Source organism: Lentibacillus sp. CBA3610 (genome assembly GCF_013373365.1).
Lineage (GTDB): Bacteria > Bacillota > Bacilli > Bacillales > Amphibacillaceae > Lentibacillus.
The window spans coordinates 3,348,557-3,370,703 of the sequence record NZ_CP035925.1 but is presented as its reverse complement, the minus strand read 5'-3'; the positions used below and the strand labels follow the sequence as shown (position 1 = coordinate 3,370,703).

The 22,147-nt window shown below is 43.2% G+C and carries 37 protein-coding genes and 1 pseudogene; 1 reads left to right on the top strand and 37 read right to left on the bottom strand.

Annotation, left to right across the window (positions count from 1 at the left end):
• The first annotated feature begins 567 nt into the window (after window positions 1-567).
• Window positions 568-1,089, top strand: a complete 522-nt coding sequence (locus Len3610_RS16640) for a tyrosine-type recombinase/integrase (protein WP_255259663.1) — start codon at window positions 568-570, stop codon at window positions 1,087-1,089.
• A 147-nt stretch (window positions 1,090-1,236) separates the two neighbouring features.
• On the opposite strand, the gene rpsI is transcribed toward Len3610_RS16640, so the two are convergent.
• From rpsI to tuf, 37 genes and pseudogenes are all read right to left on the bottom strand, one after another.
• A complete protein-coding gene (gene rpsI / locus Len3610_RS16635; protein ID WP_176448935.1) occupies window positions 1,237-1,629 on the bottom strand; it encodes a 30S ribosomal protein S9 in 393 nt (130 codons plus the stop codon).
• A gap of 20 nt (window positions 1,630-1,649) precedes the next feature.
• Window positions 1,650-2,087: a 50S ribosomal protein L13 gene (gene rplM / locus Len3610_RS16630; protein WP_176448934.1), complete on the bottom strand. Its 438-nt coding sequence runs from the start codon at window positions 2,085-2,087 to the stop codon at window positions 1,650-1,652.
• 293 nt (window positions 2,088-2,380) lie between these two features.
• Window positions 2,381-3,133, bottom strand: coding sequence for a tRNA pseudouridine(38-40) synthase TruA (truA, locus tag Len3610_RS16625; protein WP_176448933.1), 753 nt, complete (start codon window positions 3,131-3,133; stop codon window positions 2,381-2,383).
• Window positions 3,134-3,149: 16 nt separating this feature from the next.
• Window positions 3,150-3,950 (bottom strand): energy-coupling factor transporter transmembrane component T family protein, encoded by an 801-nt coding sequence (locus tag Len3610_RS16620; RefSeq protein WP_176448932.1) that lies wholly within the window; start codon window positions 3,948-3,950, stop codon window positions 3,150-3,152.
• Window positions 3,947-4,816 carry an energy-coupling factor ABC transporter ATP-binding protein gene (locus Len3610_RS16615; protein WP_176448931.1) on the bottom strand — a complete coding sequence of 290 codons (870 nt, stop codon included), beginning with the start codon at window positions 4,814-4,816 and terminating at the stop codon, window positions 3,947-3,949. The genes Len3610_RS16620 and Len3610_RS16615 overlap by 4 nt, the downstream gene beginning before the upstream one ends.
• Window positions 4,792-5,631, bottom strand: a complete 840-nt coding sequence (locus tag Len3610_RS16610; protein WP_176448930.1) for an energy-coupling factor ABC transporter ATP-binding protein — start codon at window positions 5,629-5,631, stop codon at window positions 4,792-4,794. The genes Len3610_RS16615 and Len3610_RS16610 overlap by 25 nt, the downstream gene beginning before the upstream one ends.
• A gap of 120 nt (window positions 5,632-5,751) precedes the next feature.
• Window positions 5,752-6,105 carry a 50S ribosomal protein L17 gene (rplQ, locus tag Len3610_RS16605; RefSeq protein ID WP_176448929.1) on the bottom strand — a complete coding sequence of 118 codons (354 nt, stop codon included), beginning with the start codon at window positions 6,103-6,105 and terminating at the stop codon, window positions 5,752-5,754.
• A gap of 174 nt (window positions 6,106-6,279) precedes the next feature.
• The gene (locus tag Len3610_RS16600; RefSeq protein ID WP_176448928.1) at window positions 6,280-7,224 is read right to left on the bottom strand and encodes a DNA-directed RNA polymerase subunit alpha; all 945 of its coding nucleotides are present in this window, start codon (window positions 7,222-7,224) and stop codon (window positions 6,280-6,282) included.
• A gap of 278 nt (window positions 7,225-7,502) precedes the next feature.
• Entirely contained in the window at window positions 7,503-7,895 is a 393-nt protein-coding gene (rpsK, locus tag Len3610_RS16595; protein ID WP_176448927.1) for a 30S ribosomal protein S11, read from the bottom strand.
• Window positions 7,896-7,914: 19 nt separating this feature from the next.
• Complete coding sequence (gene rpsM / locus Len3610_RS16590; RefSeq protein ID WP_176448926.1) at window positions 7,915-8,277, bottom strand: 30S ribosomal protein S13; 363 nt, start codon at window positions 8,275-8,277, stop codon at window positions 7,915-7,917.
• A gap of 114 nt (window positions 8,278-8,391) precedes the next feature.
• Window positions 8,392-8,505 carry a 50S ribosomal protein L36 gene (gene rpmJ, locus Len3610_RS16585; protein WP_176449720.1) on the bottom strand — a complete coding sequence of 38 codons (114 nt, stop codon included), beginning with the start codon at window positions 8,503-8,505 and terminating at the stop codon, window positions 8,392-8,394.
• Between the two features lie 37 nt (window positions 8,506-8,542).
• The gene (gene infA, locus Len3610_RS16580) at window positions 8,543-8,761 is read right to left on the bottom strand and encodes a translation initiation factor IF-1 (protein WP_010529010.1); all 219 of its coding nucleotides are present in this window, start codon (window positions 8,759-8,761) and stop codon (window positions 8,543-8,545) included.
• On the bottom strand, window positions 8,754-9,074 hold the full coding sequence (locus Len3610_RS16575; RefSeq protein ID WP_176448925.1) for a KOW domain-containing RNA-binding protein: 321 nt from the start codon (window positions 9,072-9,074) through the stop codon (window positions 8,754-8,756). The genes infA and Len3610_RS16575 overlap by 8 nt, the downstream gene beginning before the upstream one ends.
• Before the next feature lie 181 nt (window positions 9,075-9,255).
• On the bottom strand, window positions 9,256-9,900 hold the full coding sequence (locus Len3610_RS16570) for an adenylate kinase (protein WP_176448924.1): 645 nt from the start codon (window positions 9,898-9,900) through the stop codon (window positions 9,256-9,258).
• 33 nt (window positions 9,901-9,933) lie between these two features.
• Window positions 9,934-11,226 carry a preprotein translocase subunit SecY gene (gene secY, locus Len3610_RS16565; RefSeq protein WP_176448923.1) on the bottom strand — a complete coding sequence of 431 codons (1,293 nt, stop codon included), beginning with the start codon at window positions 11,224-11,226 and terminating at the stop codon, window positions 9,934-9,936.
• Window positions 11,226-11,666, bottom strand: coding sequence for a 50S ribosomal protein L15 (gene rplO / locus Len3610_RS16560; RefSeq protein WP_176448922.1), 441 nt, complete (start codon window positions 11,664-11,666; stop codon window positions 11,226-11,228). The genes secY and rplO overlap by 1 nt, the downstream gene beginning before the upstream one ends.
• 28 nt (window positions 11,667-11,694) lie before the next feature.
• On the bottom strand, window positions 11,695-11,880 hold the full coding sequence (gene rpmD, locus Len3610_RS16555; protein WP_176448921.1) for a 50S ribosomal protein L30: 186 nt from the start codon (window positions 11,878-11,880) through the stop codon (window positions 11,695-11,697).
• Window positions 11,881-11,893: 13 nt separating this feature from the next.
• Entirely contained in the window at window positions 11,894-12,397 is a 504-nt protein-coding gene (gene rpsE, locus Len3610_RS16550; RefSeq protein ID WP_176448920.1) for a 30S ribosomal protein S5, read from the bottom strand.
• Between the two features lie 24 nt (window positions 12,398-12,421).
• Window positions 12,422-12,784, bottom strand: a complete 363-nt coding sequence (rplR, locus tag Len3610_RS16545) for a 50S ribosomal protein L18 (protein ID WP_176448919.1) — start codon at window positions 12,782-12,784, stop codon at window positions 12,422-12,424.
• A gap of 32 nt (window positions 12,785-12,816) precedes the next feature.
• Window positions 12,817-13,353, bottom strand: coding sequence for a 50S ribosomal protein L6 (rplF, locus tag Len3610_RS16540; RefSeq protein ID WP_176448918.1), 537 nt, complete (start codon window positions 13,351-13,353; stop codon window positions 12,817-12,819).
• Window positions 13,354-13,383: 30 nt separating this feature from the next.
• Complete coding sequence (gene rpsH / locus Len3610_RS16535; RefSeq protein WP_176448917.1) at window positions 13,384-13,782, bottom strand: 30S ribosomal protein S8; 399 nt, start codon at window positions 13,780-13,782, stop codon at window positions 13,384-13,386.
• A gap of 30 nt (window positions 13,783-13,812) precedes the next feature.
• Window positions 13,813-13,998, bottom strand: coding sequence for a type Z 30S ribosomal protein S14 (locus tag Len3610_RS16530; RefSeq protein WP_176448916.1), 186 nt, complete (start codon window positions 13,996-13,998; stop codon window positions 13,813-13,815).
• Window positions 13,999-14,015: 17 nt separating this feature from the next.
• The gene (gene rplE, locus Len3610_RS16525) at window positions 14,016-14,555 is read right to left on the bottom strand and encodes a 50S ribosomal protein L5 (RefSeq protein ID WP_176448915.1); all 540 of its coding nucleotides are present in this window, start codon (window positions 14,553-14,555) and stop codon (window positions 14,016-14,018) included.
• Between the two features lie 27 nt (window positions 14,556-14,582).
• Window positions 14,583-14,894, bottom strand: a complete 312-nt coding sequence (rplX, locus tag Len3610_RS16520; protein ID WP_176448914.1) for a 50S ribosomal protein L24 — start codon at window positions 14,892-14,894, stop codon at window positions 14,583-14,585.
• A 37-nt stretch (window positions 14,895-14,931) separates the two neighbouring features.
• Entirely contained in the window at window positions 14,932-15,300 is a 369-nt protein-coding gene (rplN, locus tag Len3610_RS16515) for a 50S ribosomal protein L14 (protein ID WP_176448913.1), read from the bottom strand.
• A 43-nt stretch (window positions 15,301-15,343) separates the two neighbouring features.
• Window positions 15,344-15,607 carry a 30S ribosomal protein S17 gene (rpsQ, locus tag Len3610_RS16510; protein WP_176448912.1) on the bottom strand — a complete coding sequence of 88 codons (264 nt, stop codon included), beginning with the start codon at window positions 15,605-15,607 and terminating at the stop codon, window positions 15,344-15,346.
• Window positions 15,608-15,629: 22 nt separating this feature from the next.
• The gene (rpmC, locus tag Len3610_RS16505; protein WP_176448911.1) at window positions 15,630-15,830 is read right to left on the bottom strand and encodes a 50S ribosomal protein L29; all 201 of its coding nucleotides are present in this window, start codon (window positions 15,828-15,830) and stop codon (window positions 15,630-15,632) included.
• A pseudogene (gene rplP, locus Len3610_RS16500) lies at window positions 15,820-16,247 on the bottom strand (50S ribosomal protein L16). Before rplP ends, rpmC begins: the two are co-directional and overlap by 11 nt.
• Window positions 16,240-16,914 (bottom strand): 30S ribosomal protein S3, encoded by a 675-nt coding sequence (rpsC, locus tag Len3610_RS16495; protein ID WP_176448910.1) that lies wholly within the window; start codon window positions 16,912-16,914, stop codon window positions 16,240-16,242. Before rpsC ends, rplP begins: the two are co-directional and overlap by 8 nt.
• 3 nt (window positions 16,915-16,917) lie before the next feature.
• Window positions 16,918-17,259, bottom strand: coding sequence for a 50S ribosomal protein L22 (gene rplV / locus Len3610_RS16490; protein WP_176448909.1), 342 nt, complete (start codon window positions 17,257-17,259; stop codon window positions 16,918-16,920).
• Between the two features lie 18 nt (window positions 17,260-17,277).
• Complete coding sequence (gene rpsS / locus Len3610_RS16485; protein ID WP_176448908.1) at window positions 17,278-17,556, bottom strand: 30S ribosomal protein S19; 279 nt, start codon at window positions 17,554-17,556, stop codon at window positions 17,278-17,280.
• A 55-nt stretch (window positions 17,557-17,611) separates the two neighbouring features.
• The gene (gene rplB, locus Len3610_RS16480) at window positions 17,612-18,448 is read right to left on the bottom strand and encodes a 50S ribosomal protein L2 (RefSeq protein ID WP_176448907.1); all 837 of its coding nucleotides are present in this window, start codon (window positions 18,446-18,448) and stop codon (window positions 17,612-17,614) included.
• Between the two features lie 28 nt (window positions 18,449-18,476).
• A complete protein-coding gene (gene rplW, locus Len3610_RS16475; protein ID WP_176448906.1) occupies window positions 18,477-18,764 on the bottom strand; it encodes a 50S ribosomal protein L23 in 288 nt (95 codons plus the stop codon).
• Window positions 18,761-19,387, bottom strand: a complete 627-nt coding sequence (gene rplD / locus Len3610_RS16470) for a 50S ribosomal protein L4 (protein ID WP_176448905.1) — start codon at window positions 19,385-19,387, stop codon at window positions 18,761-18,763. Before rplD ends, rplW begins: the two co-directional genes overlap by 4 nt.
• A 26-nt stretch (window positions 19,388-19,413) precedes the next feature.
• Entirely contained in the window at window positions 19,414-20,043 is a 630-nt protein-coding gene (gene rplC / locus Len3610_RS16465; RefSeq protein WP_176448904.1) for a 50S ribosomal protein L3, read from the bottom strand.
• Window positions 20,044-20,073: 30 nt separating this feature from the next.
• On the bottom strand, window positions 20,074-20,382 hold the full coding sequence (gene rpsJ / locus Len3610_RS16460; protein WP_176448903.1) for a 30S ribosomal protein S10: 309 nt from the start codon (window positions 20,380-20,382) through the stop codon (window positions 20,074-20,076).
• Window positions 20,383-20,931: 549 nt separating this feature from the next.
• Window positions 20,932-22,122, bottom strand: a complete 1,191-nt coding sequence (tuf, locus tag Len3610_RS16455) for an elongation factor Tu (RefSeq protein ID WP_176448902.1) — start codon at window positions 22,120-22,122, stop codon at window positions 20,932-20,934.
• Between the last annotated feature and the right edge of the window lie 25 nt (window positions 22,123-22,147).

The following is a 22,147-nucleotide window of genomic DNA, read 5'->3' as shown; positions in this document are numbered from 1 at the left end:
ACTTAGTTAGGTTTCTCTGTACCATACAAAAGCTGCTAATAACATAAAACTTCATTCAGTGAAGCGCTTTCGTTCTTATTATTTCAGTGAATGCTTATTTTATACAATTTTGTTGTAAATCATTTTGCGTGTTTTCTTATCTTATAAAAAAGATGAGGTCCGATAGCAACATCCTCTTCACTCAGGTACGGGGCAATATTATCAGTGATTGTGACCGATCGAAAAGCGCTTTACAAAGTAGAAAAGTTCTATGAACGCCAGGATATTGAGTTATTATTCGGATCGGAAAGAAAGGCCAACGATTTTAATGATGATGTTTGAAGTAAATTAGTAAGAATGTGGTCATCAAAGTCAATGTGCTTGGATACACTTCATCATTTAAAAAAGCAGAAGCTCTTCATGACATGAAATTTGTTAAATATCAAAAAGTCGCATCTGCAATCGGTAATCGACAACTGCGATAGATCACATGGTACGAAAAGGCATTGTCCCATAATTTATCAATTTCATCGAGTGAAAACGGCTTGCGTGAGCTTTTGGATTCATTTTTCGGTAGATCTACAAATCTTGAATAATCTTTTTGAATTAAATCATTTTCCATTGCGTATTTATATCCATCGTTTGGATGATATCGATACTGTTCTTATCATGATCTATACTGGATTACAACCTGGTGAGGAGCTTTTAGAGGTGAAAAATAAAAACATCTATCTTGAAGAAAGATATTTCCGTGGTGGTTTTAAAACAGAAGCTGGAACAAACAGAGGGGTTCCTATCCATAAAAAAATACATTCGCTTATTGATGCTCGAATGGATTCGAAAAATGAATACTTAATCGTGAATCAGGATGGAAATAAAATGAGTTACTACACGTATTACCACGAAAGATGGAAGAAAGTTATGGAACAGTTGGAATTGAATCATAAACCGCACGATTGCCGCCATACCTTTGCAACACTCATGGATAATGTTAATGCCAATAAGTTGTCGATTAAGCGTATAATAGGACATGCATCTAAAGATATCACAGACAAAGTCTATACACATAAAGACATAGAACAGCTTCTCATAGCGATTGACAAGCTATGAGAAGCTACTGTTTCTCATTTAAATCTTGTATATTACTCGTATATTACTTGTATATTATGTGTGAATTTTTGCCTGTTTTTAAAACAACGTATATATAGTAAAATCCCCCAACCATAGGTGGTTGGGGGATTCGTGAAACTTGATTTCTTAACGTTTTGAGAACTGTGGTGAACGACGTGCGCCTTTAAGACCGTATTTCTTACGCTCAGTCGCACGTGAATCACGTGTCAGATAGCCTTCACGCTTAAGCGTTGCACGATATTCCGGATCAGCTTCCAGCAAGGCACGGGCAACGCCATGACGGATAGCTCCAGCCTGGCCGGTAAAGCCTCCACCGTCCACATTTACGAGCACGTCATATGTGCCTTCTGTTTCAGTGGCTTTCAATGGCTGGTTTAAAATAATACGTTGTGTTTCATATGGAAAATAGTCTTCTGCGCTTCGTTTGTTAATAACAACACGGCCGGTCCCTGGAACAAGACGGACACGTGCAGTTGATCGTTTACGGCGTCCGGTGCCGTAATATTGTACTTGTGCCAAATTGATTTACCTCCTTTTGATTATCCGCGAAGCTCGTAAACTTCCGGTTGTTGTGCTTGATGTTTATGCTCGGATCCTCTGTATACGTGCAGCTTTTTACCCATTCTGCGTCCCAGAGAGCCTTTAGGAAGCATGCCTTGAATGGTTGTCTCAAGCATTTTCTCTGGATAGTGTCTGCGCATTTCGTTGGCAGAGCGTGATTTCAATCCACCTGGGTAGTTTGAATGACGATAATACATTTTGTCAGTCAGCTTCTTGCCGGTCAATTCTATTTTATCAGCATTAATAATGATAACATGGTCACCAGTATCAGCGTGTGGTGTATAAGTTGGTTTATGCTTTCCGCGCAGGATCGCAGCAACTTCACTTGCCAGGCGGCCTAAACGCTCGCCTTCAGCGTCCACAACAAACCATTTGCGTTCCATTGTTTTTTCATTTGCCATGAAAGTTGTGCGCATGGTTAATTCCCTCCAATTTCAATCAATTCGTTTCAAGTTAGTCGTTTTTAATATATTTCATCACAATTAGTTTCCGGGGCTAATCGTGGTTTAGAAATAAAATGCCACAAATCATCATATACCAGAACCATATGAATGTCAAGCTTTACGCGCGGTTTTTCCGAATGAAACATGCCGCTTCACACCACATGATATCTCAGATTCTGACTGGTTTTTACATGCGGGAAAATTGTTATAGCCTGTCGATTATTTCCCGGGAAATGGTGAAATTCACTTGTCCTATTTTAAGCGGGCTACGATTCTTCTTTATACGTCACATTCCACAAATACAGGCCTTGTGGCGGTACAGTATCACCGGCAAATTGACGGTCCTCTTTGGCAAATAAATGGCTGATTTCAGAAGGCTCCAGTTTGCCCCTGCCAACCTCTAAAAGGGTTCCGACAATGATCCTGACCATGTTATATAAAAAGCCGTTACCCTTTAGGATAAATTCAATCCATTTCCCGTCCTGATAACAGGAAACGTCATATAACGTCCGAACCTTGCTGCCTGTGACTTCCGATTTTGCCGACGAAAATGTGGTGAAATCATGCTGCCCTTTAAAGTATCGTGCAGCTTGCTGCATCATATTAATATCCAATTGGTACGGATATTGGTAAACATAATTTTGTTTGAAGACATCCTTTTCCTGTGCATTCAAGATATAATAGCGGTATTCTTTCTCAGTTGCATCAAAGCGGGCATGGAACGAATCCGGCACTTGCTTCGTGTCATTCACATGCAAATCAGCCGGAAGCAATGCGTTAAGTGCCCGTTTCCACTCATGCACTGAAAGTTTATAATCTGTCTCAAAATGGAATGTCTGTCCTATTGCATGCACACCTGCGTCAGTCCTGCCCGATGCATAAATCCTTATAGATTCACCCTTGTGAATTTTTGCCAGTGCTTTTTTTATTTCCCCTTCGACCGTCCGATTGTTCGGCTGGATCTGCATGCCTGAAAAATGAGTACCATCATAGCTTATGACACATTTAATCTTCGTCACGTCGCGCCAGCCCTTTCTAATAATGTCTCGTAAAAAGTAATACACCTGTTACCAGGATAAACACTATAAAGATTAAAAAGTCCCGTTTCTCAAGTTTTAATTCACGCAGTTTTGTACGGCCTTCGCCGCCCTGATAACCGCGCGCTTCCATCGCCATGGCTAGCTCTTCCGCCCGCTTAAAGGCACTGACAAATAGCGGAACAAGTAAAGGAACAACCGCCTTGATTCGCTCTTTTAACGGCCCGGTACGGAAATCAACTCCGCGGGATGCTTGTGCCTTTGATATCTTTTCGGTCTCCTGCATAAGTGTCGGGATAAACCTTAATGAAATCGACATCATCAGTGCCAGCTCATGAACAGGAAACCTTATTCTTTTAAGCGGGTGGAGCATATCCTCAATCGCATCCGTTATTTCAATCGGTGTTGTTGTCAGTGTCAGCAGCGATGTCACAAGAATAAGCAGGAAAAACCGTAGTGATATCGCAAAACCTTGTATAAGTGCGCCTGAATAAATGCTGAATCCAAAGATATCGAATAAAACGGTTCCTTCATTCGTGACAATCAAATGCAGGATAAATGTAAATATGATCAGAAACCATACTGGCATCAACCCTTTTAAAATAAAGCGTATCGGGATTCGGGTTGTAAACATACTCGCTAATGCAAAGGCCGTTAACGCACTATAGCTTAATACCGAGTTTGCTAAAAACACAATAAACACGAAGAAAAAAATGACAGTAATCTTGGTTCTCGGATCAAGTCGATGGACAAGCGATTCACCGGGCACATACTGACCGATAATTAAGACGTTATTCATCTGATCCGGCCCCCCTTCAGGATTTGCCGGATTTCCTTGGCCAAGTCTTCCGGAGATTGCCTGCGAAAGGGAATATCCCGTCCGAATAGTTCCGAAAACGCATTGAGAAACTGTACCATTTCGGGTACATCAAGCTGAACGTTGTTAAGTGCTTCTTTCTGTGTCAATACATCTTCCGGTTTCCCTTCCATATACTTTGTGCCATCGTTTAAAATAATGACATTATCAGCATACTGAACAGCATCCTCCATACTATGCGTGACAAGAATGGTCGTCAGCCCCTGCCGTTTATGCAGATTATAAAACATATCCATCATTTCACGCTGGCCCCGCGGATCCAATCCCGCCGTTGGTTCATCCAGTACCAGAACGTCCGGCTTTGCAGCGAGCACACCGGCAATGGCCACTCTGCGCATCTGGCCGCCGCTCAAATCAAATGGGGAACGCTCGAGCAATTCTTCCGGCAATCCCACTTCAGGCGTTAACGTTTGAATACGTTTCCTGATTTCGTCTTCCGATACACCAAAATTAGCCGGACCAAACGCAATATCCTTTCTGACGGTTTCCTCAAATAACTGATGTTCCGGGTATTGAAAAACAACGCCGACCCGGCTGCGCAACATTTTCAGATTATTGGGTTTTTCATCGTTGGTTATCCGGTAATCACCTATAACGACTTCTCCTTCGGTTGGACGTATTAGCCCGTTAAGGTGCTGAATCAGTGTTGACTTTCCGGATCCCGTATGACCGATAACCGCAGTATATGAACCAGATGGGATGTGTAATGACAGATCTGAAACCGCCTTGTGGGCGAAGGGGGTTTTTGCCTGATAAATATAACTTACATTGTTGAATGTGATGTCCATAGTTCCTCCAGCAGCTCCTCATGGCTTAACGCTTCATTGGTAATGAATACACCTGCTTTACGCAATTCGTCAGACAGAGTCGCAACAAATGGGATATCCAGTCCAATTTCACGCAGTTCTTCCTTTTTGGCAAATATCTCCCTTGGTGTGGCCTCATCCCAAACCTGTCCGTCATTCATCACAATCACACGCTCAGCTTCTACGACTTCCTTTAAATCATGGGTAATTGTAATGAGAGAAAGATGACGCTGCTCCTGTACACTTGTTACGGTATTCATAATTTCTGACCGTCCCCGCGGATCGAGCATCGCAGTTGCTTCATCGAGAATTAAAACGTTCGGAAAAATGGCCAGAACACTCGCAATTGCCACCCGCTGTTTCTGACCGCCTGAAAGTTTGTGTGGCTCAGTCAGCCGGTAAGCCTCCATACCAACAGCCGATAATGTGTCATCAATCCGCTTCACCATTTCGTGCCGATCTATTCCACGGTTTTCCATACCAAAGGCAACGTCATCCTGAACGGTTGTTCCGACAAATTGATTATCAGGATTTTGAAAAACCATGCCAACATCTTTGCGAATTTCCCAGATTGATTCTTGTGTTAACTCTTTGCCATTAATGATAATTTGCCCCTCTTGGGGAAACAGCAGGCCGTTCATCAATTTCGCAATGGTGGATTTACCTGATCCATTATGGCCAATAATAGCCATCGCTTCATCTTCATAGATTTCAAATGAACAATTGTTTAATACCCAGGGCTGCTCTTCTCCGTACCTGAATGATACATGTCTGAACTCGACTAATTTTTCCCGCATCTCTGCTTTCCCCTCTTTCTCTGCCCCAGTCCTGCATTTTAACTTCTTCGAGTGCAAAAAAAGGGCTTGGATTCACCTCGTGGAAGAGATTCTGTCCTGCCCCTTATCGTATCGCACTCATTAAACAAGTTCGATAATTGCCATTTTTGCGCCATCACCTTGACGTGGCCCAAGTTTGAGGACACGTGTGTAACCGCCCTGTCTTTCTTCATAGCGTCCAGCGATGTCATCGAACAATTTTTGAATAACCATTTCGTCTTCATTTGCTTCCTGATCATACAGGAAAGCTGCTGCCTGACGCCTGGCATGAAGATCACCACGTTTGCCGAGTGTAATCATTTTTTCTGCAGTTGACTTCAGGTCTTTTGCCTTAGCTTCTGTTGTTTCAATTCGTTCATGAATAATTAAATCAGAAGTAAGATTACGAAGCATTGCCATACGACTGTCTGTTACTCGTCCTAATTTTCTGGCCATGGACTATCCCTCCCTTTTTAATGAAAATCTAAAGTTGTCAATATGATTACGTCCAGCTTCAAGCGACTAGCGTGACTTCCCTCGCCTTGGGTCAGTTGAACATCCTGATCGTAAGTTTCTGCCGTATAGGCCGCACTTCGCTAACCGGTCGCTTCTTCCGCTTTTTTTGTAACGTTAATCGTCATCACGTAAGCCTAAGCCTAAGTCTGCCAGTTTTTCTTTGACTTCTTCCAGCGATTTGCGGCCCAGGTTACGTACTTTCATCATGTCTTCTTCTGATTTATTGGAAAGCTCTTGTACTGTATTAATCCCGGCACGTTTTAAACAGTTATAGGATCTTACAGACAAATCAAGTTCCTCAATAGTCATTTCCATAACTTTTTCTTTCTGATCTTCTTCTTTTTCAACCATGATTTCCGCTTTTTGTGCTTCATCCGTCAGACCAATAAAGATGTTAAGATGCTCATTAAACACTTTTGCACCTAAAGAAACAGCTTCTTCAGGGCGAATGCTTCCATCAGTCCAAACATCCATTGTCAGCTTATCATAGTTTGTTATTTGTCCTACACGTGTATTCTCTACTTGGTACGTGACACGTGAAACTGGTGTGAAAATAGAATCAACCGGAATGACCCCGATTGGCTGTTCATCACGTTTATTTGCTTCAGCCGGGCGATAGCCGCGACCGCGCTCTGCCGTAATCTTCATATACAGACTGCCATTGCCGTTGATGGTTGCAATTGGCAAATCCGGATTCAATACCTCCACATCACTATCATATGTCAAGTCTGCAGCCGTAACTTTTCCTTCTCCCTGCACATCAACCTCTAATGTCTTAACATCATCAGAGTAAATCTTCAATGCAAGCTTCTTCAAGTTCAAAATAATGGAGGTCACATCTTCAACAACCCCTTCGATTGTTGAGAATTCATGTTGCGCGCCATCGATTTGAACCGAAGTAACAGCAGCACCCGGAAGTGAGGATAGCAGGATACGACGCAAGGAGTTTCCTAGAGTAGTACCATATCCACGTTCAAGCGGTTCGACGACGAACTTCCCAAATGTAGCATCATCGGTGATCTCTACCGTTTCTATTCCCGGCTTTTCAATTTCGATCATACTATAAAACCCTCCTTTAAAACGTCGAAATCCCGGTTAGACGGCCATCAGTGTCTAACCGAAATTCCCCGAACAGGCAGTTGGCGTTTCTGCACTAAAACATTCTTAATACGACTTTGCCTCTGTCTTGTTGTTTCAGGTTTAATCAAAAGGAATATAAACTCCTTATTACATGTTTAATAGCTGTTTAAAAACCCGGTCGAGTCTCATGGTTCGAAAATTCATATTTAGCTATCATAACCCATTATAGACAGGGTGACAAATTCTATACACGAGTCTTATACACGACGACGTTTTGGCGGGCGGCAGCCATTATGCGGGACTGGTGTTAAGTCACGAATTGCTGTAACATCAAGTCCGGCTGCCTGCAATGAACGAATTGCTGCTTCACGGCCGGCTCCAGGTCCTTTAACCGTTACTTCCAATGATTTCATACCGTTATCGACCGCATTTTTGGCAGCCGTTTCTGCAGCCATTTGTGCAGCGAATGGTGTTGACTTACGGGAACCTTTAAAGCCAAGCGCACCTGCAGAGCTCCATCCAATAGAATTTCCTTTTACATCTGTAATGGTTACGATTGTGTTATTGAATGTGGAACGGATATGTGCAACACCCGTATCGACATTCTTTTTCACGCGGCGCTTGCGTGTTGTATTTTGTTTCCGTGCCATTAATGATTACCCTCCTTTACTATCTTTTGTTAGCCTGTGTACGGCGCGGACCTTTGCGTGTGCGTGAGTTGTTTTTCGTTTTTTGACCACGCAATGGCAATCCCCGGCGGTGTCTGATACCTCTGTAAGACCCAATTTCAATCAGGCGCTTAATGTTAAGGGATGTTTCACGACGGAGATCACCTTCAACCGTATAATCACCGATTGCTTTACGGATGCTGCTCAATTCATCTTCTGTCAGGTCGCGTACACGCGTGTCTTCCGGAACGCCTGCTTCTTTAAGAAGTTCCTGAGCAGTGCTTTTTCCGACTCCATGAATATAGGTTAGTGAAATAACCGCACGTTTATCACGTGGGATATCAATACCTGCAATACGTGCCATAGTTTTCTAGCACCTCCTGTTTTTTTATTATCCACAAATCGGCTCTTTCGCCGATTTGATCCAATCCGACCTCTTATCTCTGACTTCTGGAAAATCCGTGAACAGCGGGTTTTCCTAGCCTTGTTTCTGCTTGTGTTTTGGATTATCGCAAATCACCATTAATTTGCCTTTTCGTTTAATGACTTTGCATTTTTCACAAATTGGTTTTACAGATGCTCTGACTTTCATCATCTTTACCTCCTTTTATATCGGAGCTCTAAAAAAGTTATTTATAACGGTACGTAATTCGTCCTTTGGTTAAGTCATACGGCGAAAGTTCTACCGTCACTTTATCACCAGGTAAAATGCGGATGAAATGCATACGAATTTTGCCGGAAACATGGGCTAATACCGTATGACCGTTTTCCAGTTCCACATTAAACATAGCGTTCGGTAACGTTTCGGTTACGGTACCTTCCACTTCAATTACATCATCTTTAGCCATCGCGCCTGTCTCCCTTCTTAAAATCAGTCACAATTTCATTCATGAATTTAGTTATGGCAAAACGCAATTTGCCATTTGTGACACGACCAGTTTCTAGAAGGCTGTTTTGGACTTCCGGAGATATATAATCCATAACTTCAATATGATGCAGATTCTTTTTCTTTGGTCGATCATATTTACGTTTTTCCCCATCTGCAAGCAGGACATACCGATCATCAATCAATTTTAGAACAAGCGCATATTGCCCTGCTTCGCGTCCTTGCAAAATACGAACAACTTGACCTATTCGCGGAACCGAATCATTCTCGTTCAACAACGATCACCTTCACTTAGGCTTTGAATTTTATAATAATGCCATCCGATGATTCACGGACCTCATTATCAATTCATGTGATTTTAATACCGGATAGTGCAAAGGTTGTTATAAATAACCCACAGCACCCATTATATCGTTAAGTGTGCAGGATTGCATCCATTCAATACGGCCGGAAAGTTTATTCTTCGATTGCTGATTGAATATCCTGAAACACGTGGTCAATTTCCTGATCACCATTGATGGTTACAAGATATCCTTTATTATCATAGAAATCCAGTAAAGGCTTCGTCTGCTCCATGTTGACGTCCAGACGGTTTTTCACTGTATCAGCCTGGTCATCTTCACGCTGTATCAATTTGGAACCGTCATTATCACATATCCCCTCTTGTTCCGGAGGGTTGTAGATCACATGATAAGTTGCCCCGCATGTCTGGCAAACTCTTCGGCCAGTAAGACGCTCAACCAGATTTTCTTCAGGTACATCGACATGCAGACAATAATCAATGGATGTGTTCATTTCGTCCAGTAAGGATTGTAAGCTTTTCGCCTGTGCAATCGTTCGCGGAAAACCATCCAATAAGAATCCGTCTTTACAGTCGTCTTTATTCAGACGTTCTTTTACGATTCCTATTGTAACATCATCTGGAACAAGTTCACCCTGATCCATATATTCTTTAGCCTTCCTGCCGAGTTCAGTTCCTTCCTTAATCGCTAAACGGAACATATCTCCTGTTGAAATATGAGGGATGTGATATGTTTCATTTATTTTCTCTGCCTGTGTTCCTTTACCGGCACCCGGCAGACCCATCAAGATTAAATTCAACAATTTTCCCCTCGCTCTCATTGGCAGCTTTGGTTACTTGATAAAACCTGTATAGTGGCGTTTTACCAGCTGGCTTTCCAGCTGTTTCATCGTCTGCAGGGCAACACCTACAACGATCAGTAAGCTCGTGCCGCCGATTTGTACTGCTTGAGGCAGATTTGCAAGACCGCCTAATATGATAGGCAATACAGAAACTGCCGCTAAAAAGAGTGCCCCTACAAATGTTAAGCGGTACATAACACGTGTAAGATAGGTCTCTGTATTCCTGCCAGGACGTATACCTGGAATATATCCACCTTGTTTTTGCAGGTTTTCCGCCATTTGTTCGGGATTGACCTGAACAAATGTATAGAAATACGTAAACGCGATAATCAGTCCGACATAGATGACCATCCCAACCGGCTGGGTATAATCAAAAATCGTTTCGACTGTAGCTGCAATCTCATTTCCTTCAAAAAGTCCGGCAACCGTTCGGGGTGCAATAATAAATGCAATTGCAAAGATTACCGGGATAACCCCCGCAGCATTCACTTTTAACGGTAAATGAGTCGAATGGCCACCCACTGGTGAACGATTGACCAGTTTTTTGGCATATTGGATTGGTATTTTGCGCAGTGCCTGTTGGATGAAGATAACACCGACAGTAACTGCCACGACTACCAATGCTATTAATGCGACAATGACAATGTTAATGAACAACTCGTCACCGGCATCAACGAAATACTGGCTGTATAATTGATTGACACCATTCGGAACTGCTGCCACAATACCAGCAAAAATGAGAATGGAAATGCCGTTGCCAACACCATTCGCTGTGATCTGTTCACCAAGCCACATCAAAAATGTTGTCCCGCTTGTCAGTATGATGGCAATTATAAGGAACTTCCAGACACTCGGATCGCTTATCAGCATGCCGCCAGCCATCGCATTAAAGCCGATCGACATTGCAATCGCCTGGACAAATGCAAGTATAACCGTTCCATAACGGGTAACCTGGGCTATCTTTTTACGACCCATATCGCCTTGCTTTTTCCATTCAGCGAACTTTGGCACAACATCCATCTGCAGAAGCTGCATAATGATGGCCGCTGTAATGTAAGGCATAATCCCCATTGCGAAAATGGAGAAGTTCTGCAGTGCCCCACCGCCAAATGTGTTCAAAAAACCGAAAACATTTTGCTGGTTCATAAAATCAATAGCTTCTCTATTTGTATATGGTACCGGAATAAACGTACCAAGACGGAAAACAATTAACATTAATAATGTGAATATAATCTTCCGTCTGATATCTTGTACTCGCATTAAATTGGAGATTGTACGGAACATTAAACCACCTCTGTTTGACCGCCCGCTGCCTCAATTGCTTCTTTCGCTGAAGCAGAGAACTTATGAGCTTTTACAGTGAATTTCTTTTCAACATTACCTCTTCCAAGCACTTTAATGCCAGATTTCGGTTTGCTGACGACACCTTCATCAAGTAATAGCTCAGGAGTAATTTCCGTGCCCTCTTCAAAACGATTTAAAGCATCTAAGTTGACTATAGCGAATTCCTTACGGTGAACATTGGTAAATCCGCGTTTTGGCAAGCGCTGGAACAAAGGCATTTGTCCGCCTTCAAAGCCTGGGCGGGTATTACCGCCTTCACGTGCTTTTTGCCCTTTATGGCCTCTGCCGGATGTCTTGCCACTGCCGGAGGACATTCCGCGGCCAACACGATTGCGTTTTTTACGACTTCCTTCAGATGACTTTAGTTCATGAAGTTTCATAGTGTGCACCTCCTCTTCCGCTTTAAGATTATGACACTTCTTTAACCGCAACCAGATGAGATACTTTATCGATCATACCACGTACGGCTGGTGTGTCTTCACGTACGACGGATTGACGAATTTTCTTCAAACCCAGTGAATGGACAGTCTGACGCTGTCCTTCCGATTGGCCGATAACACTGCGCGTGAGGGTGATCTCTAATTGTTTAGACATTGTTATTCCCTCCTTATCCTAACAGTTCTTCTACAGATTTGCCGCGTAGTTTAGCTACGTTTTCTGCCGTTTTTAGATTTGATAAACCATTTAATGTTGCACGAATCATGTTAATTGGTGTGTTGGATCCAAGTGATTTTGTCAGGATATCGTTAACACCCGCAAGTTCCAGGATAGCACGCACAGGACCGCCGGAGATAACTCCCGTACCTTCTGTAGCTGGTTTCATCAGTACATTTCCTGAACCGTATTGTCCATGGATTTGGTGTGGAATTGTTGTTCCGACAATTGGTACCTCAATCAGATTTTTCCTTGCATCGTCTACTGCTTTTTTAATAGCTTCCGGTACTTCTTTGGCTTTTCCGGTTCCAAAACCGACATGACCATTTTTATCGCCAACCACAACCAATGCGGCAAAGCGGAAATTACGTCCACCTTTTACAACTTTAGCAACACGGTTAATCGCAACAACACGTTCTTCAAGATCTAATTTGTTTGGATCAATGCTAGTATGCATCTATGTCCCTCCTTTACTTCACAATTAAAATTCCAGTCCGGTTTCGCGAGCAGCATCTGCCAATGCTTTGATGCGTCCATGATAAAGATAGCCTCCACGATCAAATACAACGGCTTTATAACCTTTATCCCGGGCACGTTTTGCAACTAATTCGCCTACTTGTTCAGCTGCCTCTACATTACCTGTTGATTCCAGGTTTAATGCATTATCATTGGTCGAAGCACTTGCGACAGTGGCTCCAGCAACGTCATCAATCAATTGTGCATAAATGTGTTTATTTGAACGGTACACATTGAGACGTGGGCGTTCTTCTGTGCCAAAAACAGTTTTGCGAACGCGCACATGTCTTTTTTTGCGTACATCGTTTCTGTCAGGTTTTGTAATCATCCAGGTCACTCCTTTCTGCTCCCTAACTCACCTTACTTAGCAGTTTTACCTTCTTTGCGGCGTACATATTCGTTTTCGTAGCTGATACCTTTTCCTTTATAAGGCTCAGGTGGTCTGATTGCACGAATTTTTGCAGCAACTGCGCCGACTAATTCTTTATCAATACCCTTTACGGTTACTCTCGTGTTTTGTGGAACGTCGATTTCAATACCTTCGACCGGTTCAATTTCAACAGGGTGTGAATAACCTGCATTGACAACGACTTTATCGCCTTGCTTCTGGGCACGATACCCAACTCCGGTGATTTCAAGAGCCTTTTCAAATTCTTTATGGACACCCTCTACCATGTTTGCAATCATGCTGCGGGTTGTTCCGTGCAATTGACGGTACTCTTTATGATCACTCGGGCGTTCAACGGTCAGTATATTATCTTCTATATTGATTTTCATATCCTGGTTGAAATTCCGGGTTAATTCACCTTTTGGGCCTTTCACGGTAATGGTATTTCCATCAAGGTGAACGTCTACACCCTCAGGAATTTCCAACGGTTTCAGTCCGATACGGGACATTCCATACACCTCCTGTCTTAAAAGTTTAAATTACCAAACATATGCCAGTACTTCGCCGCCCACAGCTTGTGTGCGTGCTTCTTTGTCGGAAAGTACGCCATTTGATGTGGATACGATAGCAATACCTAAACCATTCAGTACACGAGGCACTTCATCGGCTTTTGCATAAACACGCAATCCAGGCTTACTAATACGTTTGATACCTGTGATAACTCGTTCATCATTTGCCCCGTACTTCAGGAATAAACGCAGAATTCCCTGTTTGGTATCTTCAACGAACTCATAATCACGTACAAATCCTTCACGTTTCAGGATATCAGCGATTTCTTTCTTTAAGTTGGAAGCCGGAAGCTCTAATTTTTCATGCCGTACCATGTTGGCATTACGAATACGAGTCAGCATATCTGCAATTGGATCTGTCATAACCATTACTACATTACCTCCTTCCCGAATCGGGGTTTACCAGCTTGCTTTTTTAACGCCAGGAATTTGACCTTTATAGGCTAGTTCACGGAAACAAATACGGCATAGTTTGAATTTGCGGAGGACGGAATGTGGACGGCCACATCGTTCGCATCTTGTATACTCGCGCACTTTAAACTTTTGCGGTTTCTTTTGTTTCGCAATCATTGCTTTTTTAGCCATGATTTTCCCTCCTTAATTTATTTCTGGAAAGGCATGCCGAGCTGAGTCAGCAATTCACGCGCTTCTTCATCCGTATTGGATGTTGTTACGATAACAATATCCATACCACGGACCTTGCTTATTTTATCGTAATTAATTTCCGGGAAAATCAGTTGTTCTTTTATGCCTAATGTGTAGTTGCCGCGCCCATCAAATGCTTTGTTGGAAATACCGCGGAAGTCACGGACACGTGGAAGTGATACGCCAATCAGCTTTTGCAAAAACTCATACATCCGATCGCCTCTGAGTGTCACTTTGGCTCCAATTGGCATTCCCTCACGAAGACGGAATCCGGCAATTGATTTCTTAGCACGGGTCACGACTGGTTTTTGTCCGGAAATCAATGCAAGTTCCTCGACTGCATTATCCAGTGCTTTTGAATTTTGAACTGCATCGCCAACGCCCATATTAATGACGATCTTCTCAATGGTCGGCGCTTGCATTACAGAATCATACTCAAATTTATTCATCAAAGATGGCATTACGTCATCCTTATATTTTTGTTTCAATTCGTTCATTACGAGAGCCCTCCTTTCGCCTATGGACTATTTATCTAATGCTTCTCCGGATTTTTTGGCAATGCGGACTTTGCCTCCATCACGATCTTCATACCCGATGCGGGTCGGCTCACCGGATTTCGGATCAATTAACATGACATTAGAAACATGAATAGCTGCTTCCTGGTTAAGAATACCGCCTTGCGGATTATCCTGTGAAGGCTTTGCGTGTTTCTTGATCATATTAATCCCTTCGACTAAAACACGTTCTTTTTTGGGATATGCTTCCAGGATTGTTCCTTCTTTGCCACGGTCTTTACCGGAGATTACTTTAACTTTGTCACCTTTTTTTACATGCATGTTTGACGCACCTCCCTACAAGGCTTTTCATTATTGCTTATAATACTTCCGGTGCCAGAGATACGATTTTCATGAATTTGGCATCACGTAGTTCACGCGCAACCGGTCCAAAAATACGAGTGCCCCGCGGGCCTTTATCATCACGAACGATAACGGCAGCATTTTCATCAAAACGAATATACGATCCATCATTGCGGCGTACACCGGATTTCGTGCGAACAATAACGGCTCTGACAACTTCATTTTTCTTAACAACGCCCCCTGGTGTTGCCTGTTTTACCGTGCAAACAACGACATCACCGATATTGGCAGTTTTTCTTCCTGATCCGCCTAAAACCTTAATCGTCTTTACTTCACGAGCACCAGAGTTATCTGCAATCTTCAAATTGGTTTCTTGTTGAATCATATCGTTGTAACCTCCCTTCGGACAACTTCCGAGCGAACTTTAATTAGATAATGACCGCTTCTTCAACGATTTCAACCAGACGGAAACGTTTAGTAGCTGATAGCGGACGGGTTTCCATGATTTTAACAACGTCGCCTTTTTTAGCTTGATTGTTTTCATCATGTGTCTTGAATTTCTTTGAATATTTGACACGCTTGCCGTACAACTGATGGAACTTATACGTCTCAACTACAACAGTAATGGTCTTATCCATTTTATCTGATACGACACGGCCAGTGTATACTTTACGATTATTACGTTCACTCATTTGAGACTAACCTCCTCTCAGGTTAATTGTTTACGCTTAGTTCGCGTTGACGTACGACGGTTTTCATGCGGGCAATTGATTTTTTGACTTCACCGATGCGTGCAGTGTTTTCCAATTGACCGGTTGCCAGTTGAAAGCGTAAATTAAATAATTCTTCCTTTAATGATTTGACTTTTTGTTCAATTTCGGCAGTGGTTAATTCTCTAATCTCATTAGCTTTCATTTGATTCACCACCAATTTCCTCACGTTTTACAAACTTTGTTTTAATCGGCAGTTTATGAGAAGCCAAACGTAGTGCTTCACGTGCCACTTCCTCTGATACACCTGCGATTTCAAACATGATTTTTCCTGGTTTCACTACTGCTACCCAGCCTTCAGGGGCACCTTTACCAGAACCCATACGGACTTCAAGGGGCTTTGCAGTATATGGTTTGTCAGGGAATATTTTAATCCAGACTTTACCGCCACGTTTCATGTAACGTGTCATGGCAATACGAGCTGCCTCAATTTGGCGGCTTGTGATCCAGGTTGGTTCGACAGCCTGCAGTCCGTATTCACCAAAAGCGACTGTTGTTCCACCTTTAGCTTGGCCTTTCATGCGGCCACGTGTTCTTTACGATATTTAACACGTTTAGGCATTAAACATAATGCAATGTCCCCCCTTCCTTAAATTCTCATTTGTTGGAAGGACTTCTCCACGATAGATCCACACTTTGACACCCAGTTTACCGTAAGTTGTGTCTGCTTCTGCTGTTCCGAAGTCAATATCAGCACGAAGCGTGTGCAATGGAACGGTTCCTTCACTATAATGTTCAACACGGGCAATATCAGCACCGCCCAGCCGTCCGGACACTTGCGTTTTAATCCCTTTTGCTCCTCCGCGCATGGTGCGTTGGATGGATTGTTTCTGTGCACGGCGGAATGAAATACGGTTTTCCAGTTGACGGGCAATGTTCTCAGCAACCAATGTGGCATCCAAGTCAACGTTCTTGATTTCCACAATGTTAATGTGAACCCGTTTACCTGTCAGACTGTTCAACGATTTTCTCAGTGCTTCCACTTCGGATCCGCCCTTACCGATAACCATTCCCGGTTTGCCGGTATGGATTGTGATGTTCACTCGGTTGGCAGCACGTTCAATATCAATTTTGGAAACTGCTGCTGTCTGCAGGCGGTTTTCCAGGTATTCTCTGATTTTAATATCTTCATGCAATAAGTCTGCATAGTCATTGCCGGCATACCATTTCGATTCCCAATCACGGATAACGCCGACGCGAAGACCATTCGGATTTACTTTTTGACCCACTTATTATCCCTCCTCTTTTTCTGATACCACGACGGTCACGTGGCTGGTGCGTTTGTTGATTTGACTTGCGCGTCCCTGAGCTCTTGGACGGAAACGTTTCAATGTAACACCTTCATCGACGAAGGCTTCCGAAATAACCAAGTTGTCCGGTTCCATTTCATAGTTGTGCTCAGCATTCGCAATAGCTGAATTGATAACCTTTTCGACAACCGGTGAAGCGCCACGTTGTGTATGACGCAAAATAGCAATTGCTTCTCCAACTTCTTTTCCTCGAATCAAATCTACAACTAACCGAACTTTACGAGGAGCAATACGAACTGATTTTGCAACGGCTTTTGCTTGCATGTAGAGTGCCTCCTCTCATTAGCGTTTTGTTTTCCTGTCATTACCTGCATGCCCTTTGAACGTACGGCCTGGAGCAAATTCACCCAATTTATGACCAACCATATCCTCTGTTACATAGACGGGTACATGTTTGCGTCCGTCATAAACAGCGATGGTATGTCCGACAAAATTAGGAAAAATCGTTGAGCGGCGTGACCAGGTTTTAATGACTTGCTTCTTATTATCCTCATTTAAGCTTTCAACTTTTTTCATGAGATGGTCATCTGCAAAAGGTCCTTTTTTCAAGCTTCGACCCATGGATAAACCTCCTTTCGCAATTAGCGACGGTTCTATCTCCCGTCAGAGTAGACGATTATTTTTTACGTTTGCGACCACGCACAATATACTTATTAGTCGGTTTGTTGCGTTTGCGGGTTTTGTAACCAATTGACGGCTGTCCCCAAGGTGACACGGGTGCTTTAAGGCCGATGAATGACTTACCTTCACCACCGCCATGCGGGTGATCGTAAGCGTTCATAACTGTTCCGCGGACAGTTGGGCGCTTGCCTAACCAGCGTGACCGGCCAGCTTTACCAATCCGGATCAGTTCGTTTTCGATGTTCCCGACTTGGCCGATTGTAGCGCGGCATTCAGACAATATCAAACGCACTTCTTCTGAGGTCAGACGAACTAACGTGTATTTACCTTCGCGTCCGAGTACTTGTGCCTCAGCACCTGCCGAACGTACGAGCTGACCACCGTGCCCCGGCTTCAGTTCAACATTATGAACAATCGTACCAACCGGAATATCTTTTAATTTCTTAGCATTTCCAAGTTTGATATCGGCATCTTCACCAGACTTAATCTGTTGACCGGTTTTCAGTCCTTTTGGAGCCAGGATATACCGTTTTTCCCCATCTGCATAATGGATTAATGCGATGTTGGCAGTACGGTTTGGATCATATTCAATCGTAGCAACGCGTCCTGGTATTCCATCTTTGTCGCGTTTAAAGTCAATGATACGATATTGACGCTTATGGCCGCCGCCTTGATGACGAACTGTCATTTTTCCCGAGTTATTACGTCCGCCGCGTCTATGGACAGGACTTAACAGGGATTTTTCCGGAGAATCTGTGGTAATTTCTGCAAAGTCCGATCCGGATATAATACGATGACCATTTGACGTTGGTTTAAACTTTTTGATCGCCATCGTTTTCCCTCCTTCTCTTATCTGTTAGTTAGCCTTCAAAAAAGTCCAGTTCTTTACTGTCTTCTGAAAGCTGTACAATTGCTTTTTTACGGTCTGGACGAAAGCCGCCATAACGGCCCATCCGCTTAAATTTACCTTTAATGTTCATTGTATTGACACGTTCGACTGTAACATCAAAGACAAGCTCAACAGCATGTTTGATTTCGGTCTTGTTTGCCTTTGGCTCGACTTCAAACGTATATTTCTTCTCTGCCATCTGGTCGGCAGAATGTTCTGTTATAACAGGGCGCCTTAGGATATCACGTGGATCTTTCATTGTGCAAGCACCTCCCCGGCTTTTTCAGCTGCATCTTTTGTGATGACCAGCTTGTCATGCTTCAGCAAGTCTAATACACTCACTTCATTTACTGTCAGCACATGTGCATTTGGAAGGTTGTTTGCTGAACGGATAACATTATCAATTCTGTCAGCTGTTACAATCAGTACTTTTGTATCGACATTCAGTGCTTCAAGCATTTGCACGACTTCTTTTGTCTTTGGCGCATCGATTGTAATGTCTTCCAAAACAACCAGGTTATCTTCTTGTACTTTTGAAGAGAATGCTGATTTAAGTGCTAAACGGCGAACTTTTTTCGGCATCTTGTAACTATAGCTGCGTGGTGTTGGACCAAAAACAGTTCCGCCACCTACCCATTGCGGTGAACGAATGGAACCATGACGAGCGCGGCCCGTGCCTTTTTGACGCCACGGTTTGCGTCCCCCGCCTCTTACTTCTCCGCGGTTCTTCACATCATGTGTGCCTTGGCGCAATGACGCACGCTGCATAACAACAGCTTCATGCAATACATGTGTGTTAGGCTCAATGCCAAATACGGAATCATTCAATTCAACGTCTCCGGCTTGAGACCCGTCTTGTTTTAATAGTGCTACTTTAGGCATGACCTATCCTCCCTTCGTGTGTATGATTAGTTAGCCTTTATGGCACTCGTTACTTTGACGTAAGATTTTTTTGCACCAGGAATGTTTCCTTTGATCAATAATAGATTTCGTTCAGGATCTACTTTTACAACGTCAAGGTTTTGAATGGTAACTTGTTTGCCGCCCATTTGACCAGGCATTGTCTGACCCTTGAAAACACGCATTGAGTTAATATCGCCCAATGCACCCGGCTTTCTATGAAAATGTGAGCCGTGTGTTTCCGGTCCACGCCCCTGTCCATGGCGTTTGATGGCACCTTGGAAACCTTTCCCTTTCGTCGTTCCTGTCACATCTATTTTGTCGCCAGCCTCAAAAGCATCAACGCTTACTTCCTGACCAACTTCATATTCATCAGGGCTTGCGTGACGGATTTCACGAACGTAGCGCTTAGGGGTTGTGTTTGCTTTTTCAGCATGACCTTTTTCCGCTTTGTTTGTACGTGATTCCTTTTTATCTGCAAAACCGAGTTGTAATGCTTCGTAGCCGTCGTTTTCCAGCGTTCTTTTTTGGAGAACAACGTTAGGCTCAGCTTGAATGACAGTTACCGGTGTTAGTTCACCCTCTTCTGAAAAGAGTTGTGTCATGCCGATTTTGCGGCCTAAGATTCCTTTCGTCATCCGTTACACCTCCTATAATTTTCAGGTATTTTATAACTTAATTTCAATGTCAACACCGGATGGCAGGTCAAGACGCATCAGCGAATCGACTGTTTGCGGTGTTGGGTTTACGATATCGATCAAACGTTTATGAGTACGCATTTCAAACTGTTCCCGGGCATCTTTAAACTTATGTGTCGCACGCAACACCGTGTAAACAGATTTTTCTGTTGGCAATGGTATTGGTCCGGAAACATTAGCGCCGGAACGTTTGGCAGTGTCCACAATTTTCTCTGAAGACTGATCTAAAATGCGATGATCATACGCTTTTAACCGAATTCTGATCTTCTCTTTTGCCATTATTTTCCCTCCTTTACGCCTATTTTATAATAGAACTGCTCCATGAAAATTTCTTGATAGCCCGCCATGGCAAAGGGGCCGGGTGTATCAACAACCTTTCACTTCATCGCTTTTTTGACCAACATTAATAGTATACAAAAAATGTGTGGTCAATGCAATCCCTGATTCGCACACCAATGAGATTGCACATTTGTGTATTATACATGCATAACGGCTTGATTGCAAGGGTTGGAGAGGTTTTTTTGCAATCAATTTTCACTTAGTCTATTTTCACAAACTTTTTGCCACGTCGGAGTTGAGATGAACTGCGACACAGTGAAAAATTTGAGTGCTATGACACCGCTCCGGAAATATGCTTGATGCTGATAGTGTTGCCCAAAGCCCTGCACTCTACATCGCAGTTTATGGGTTTTGTGTTAAAGTCAACAACACCGCTGGAAGTAACTTTCGTTAAAAAATCATTCATAGTCTTTGATTATGGTTTATGATTTTTACATAAAAAAACAGGCAGTGACGTCACGCTGCCTGTTTTTTTATGAAACTTATTGTTTATTTTTGAATTTCAGTTACAACGCCTGATCCAACAGTACGTCCGCCTTCACGGATAGAGAAACGTGTACCATCTTCAACGGCGATAGATGAAATCAATTCAACTTCCATTTCGATGTTGTCACCAGGCATTACCATTTCAACACCTTCCGGAAGTGTGATGACACCAGTCACGTCAGTTGTACGGAAGTAGAACTGCGGACGGTAGTTAGCGAAGAATGGTGTATGACGGCCACCTTCGTCTTTAGACAGAACATAAACTTCTGCTTTAAAGTTCGTGTGCGGTGTGATTGAACCTGGTTTAGCCAAAACCTGTCCTCGGTTGATGTCTTCACGGGAAACACCGCGAAGAAGTGCACCAATGTTGTCACCTGCTTCAGCATAGTCAAGCAGCTTACGGAACATTTCCACACCAGTAACTGTTGTTTTCCGTGAGTCTTCAGCAAGACCAACGACTTCAACTTCGTCACCAACTTTAACTGTTCCGCGTTCAACACGGCCAGTCGCAACAGTACCACGGCCAGTGATTGAGAATACGTCCTCAACAGGCATCATGAATGGCTTGTCATGATCACGCGCAGGAGTTGGGATGTACTCATCAACCGCTGCCATCAGTTCGTGGATTTTTTCTTCGTGTTCTTCTTCGCCTTCAAGTGCTTTCAGAGCAGAACCTTTAACAACCGGAATATCGTCTCCAGGGAAGTCATATTCAGTCAGAAGATCACGCACTTCCATTTCAACAAGTTCAAGCAGCTCTTCGTCGTCAACCATATCAACCTTGTTAAGGAATACAACAATCGCCGGAACACCAACGTTACGAGAAAGCAGGATGTGCTCACGAGTCTGTGGCATTGGGCCATCAGCTGCTGATACAACCAGAATAGCACCGTCCATTTGAGCAGCACCAGTGATCATGTTTTTAACATAGTCAGCATGTCCAGGAGCGTCAATATGAGCATAGTGACGGGCCTCTGTTTCATACTCCACGTGGGAAGTATTGATTGTAACCCCGCGTTCCTTTTCTTCTGGCGCAGCGTCAATTTGGTCATAGGCCATTGCAGTACCTTCGCCGGATTGCTTATGCAATGTCGTTGAGATAGCTGCAGTCAATGTCGTTTTACCATGGTCAACGTGTCCAATAGTCCCAATATTCACGTGATCTTTCGAGCGGTCAAATTTTTCTTTAGACATGTATAGTTCCTCCTTTAATATAAAT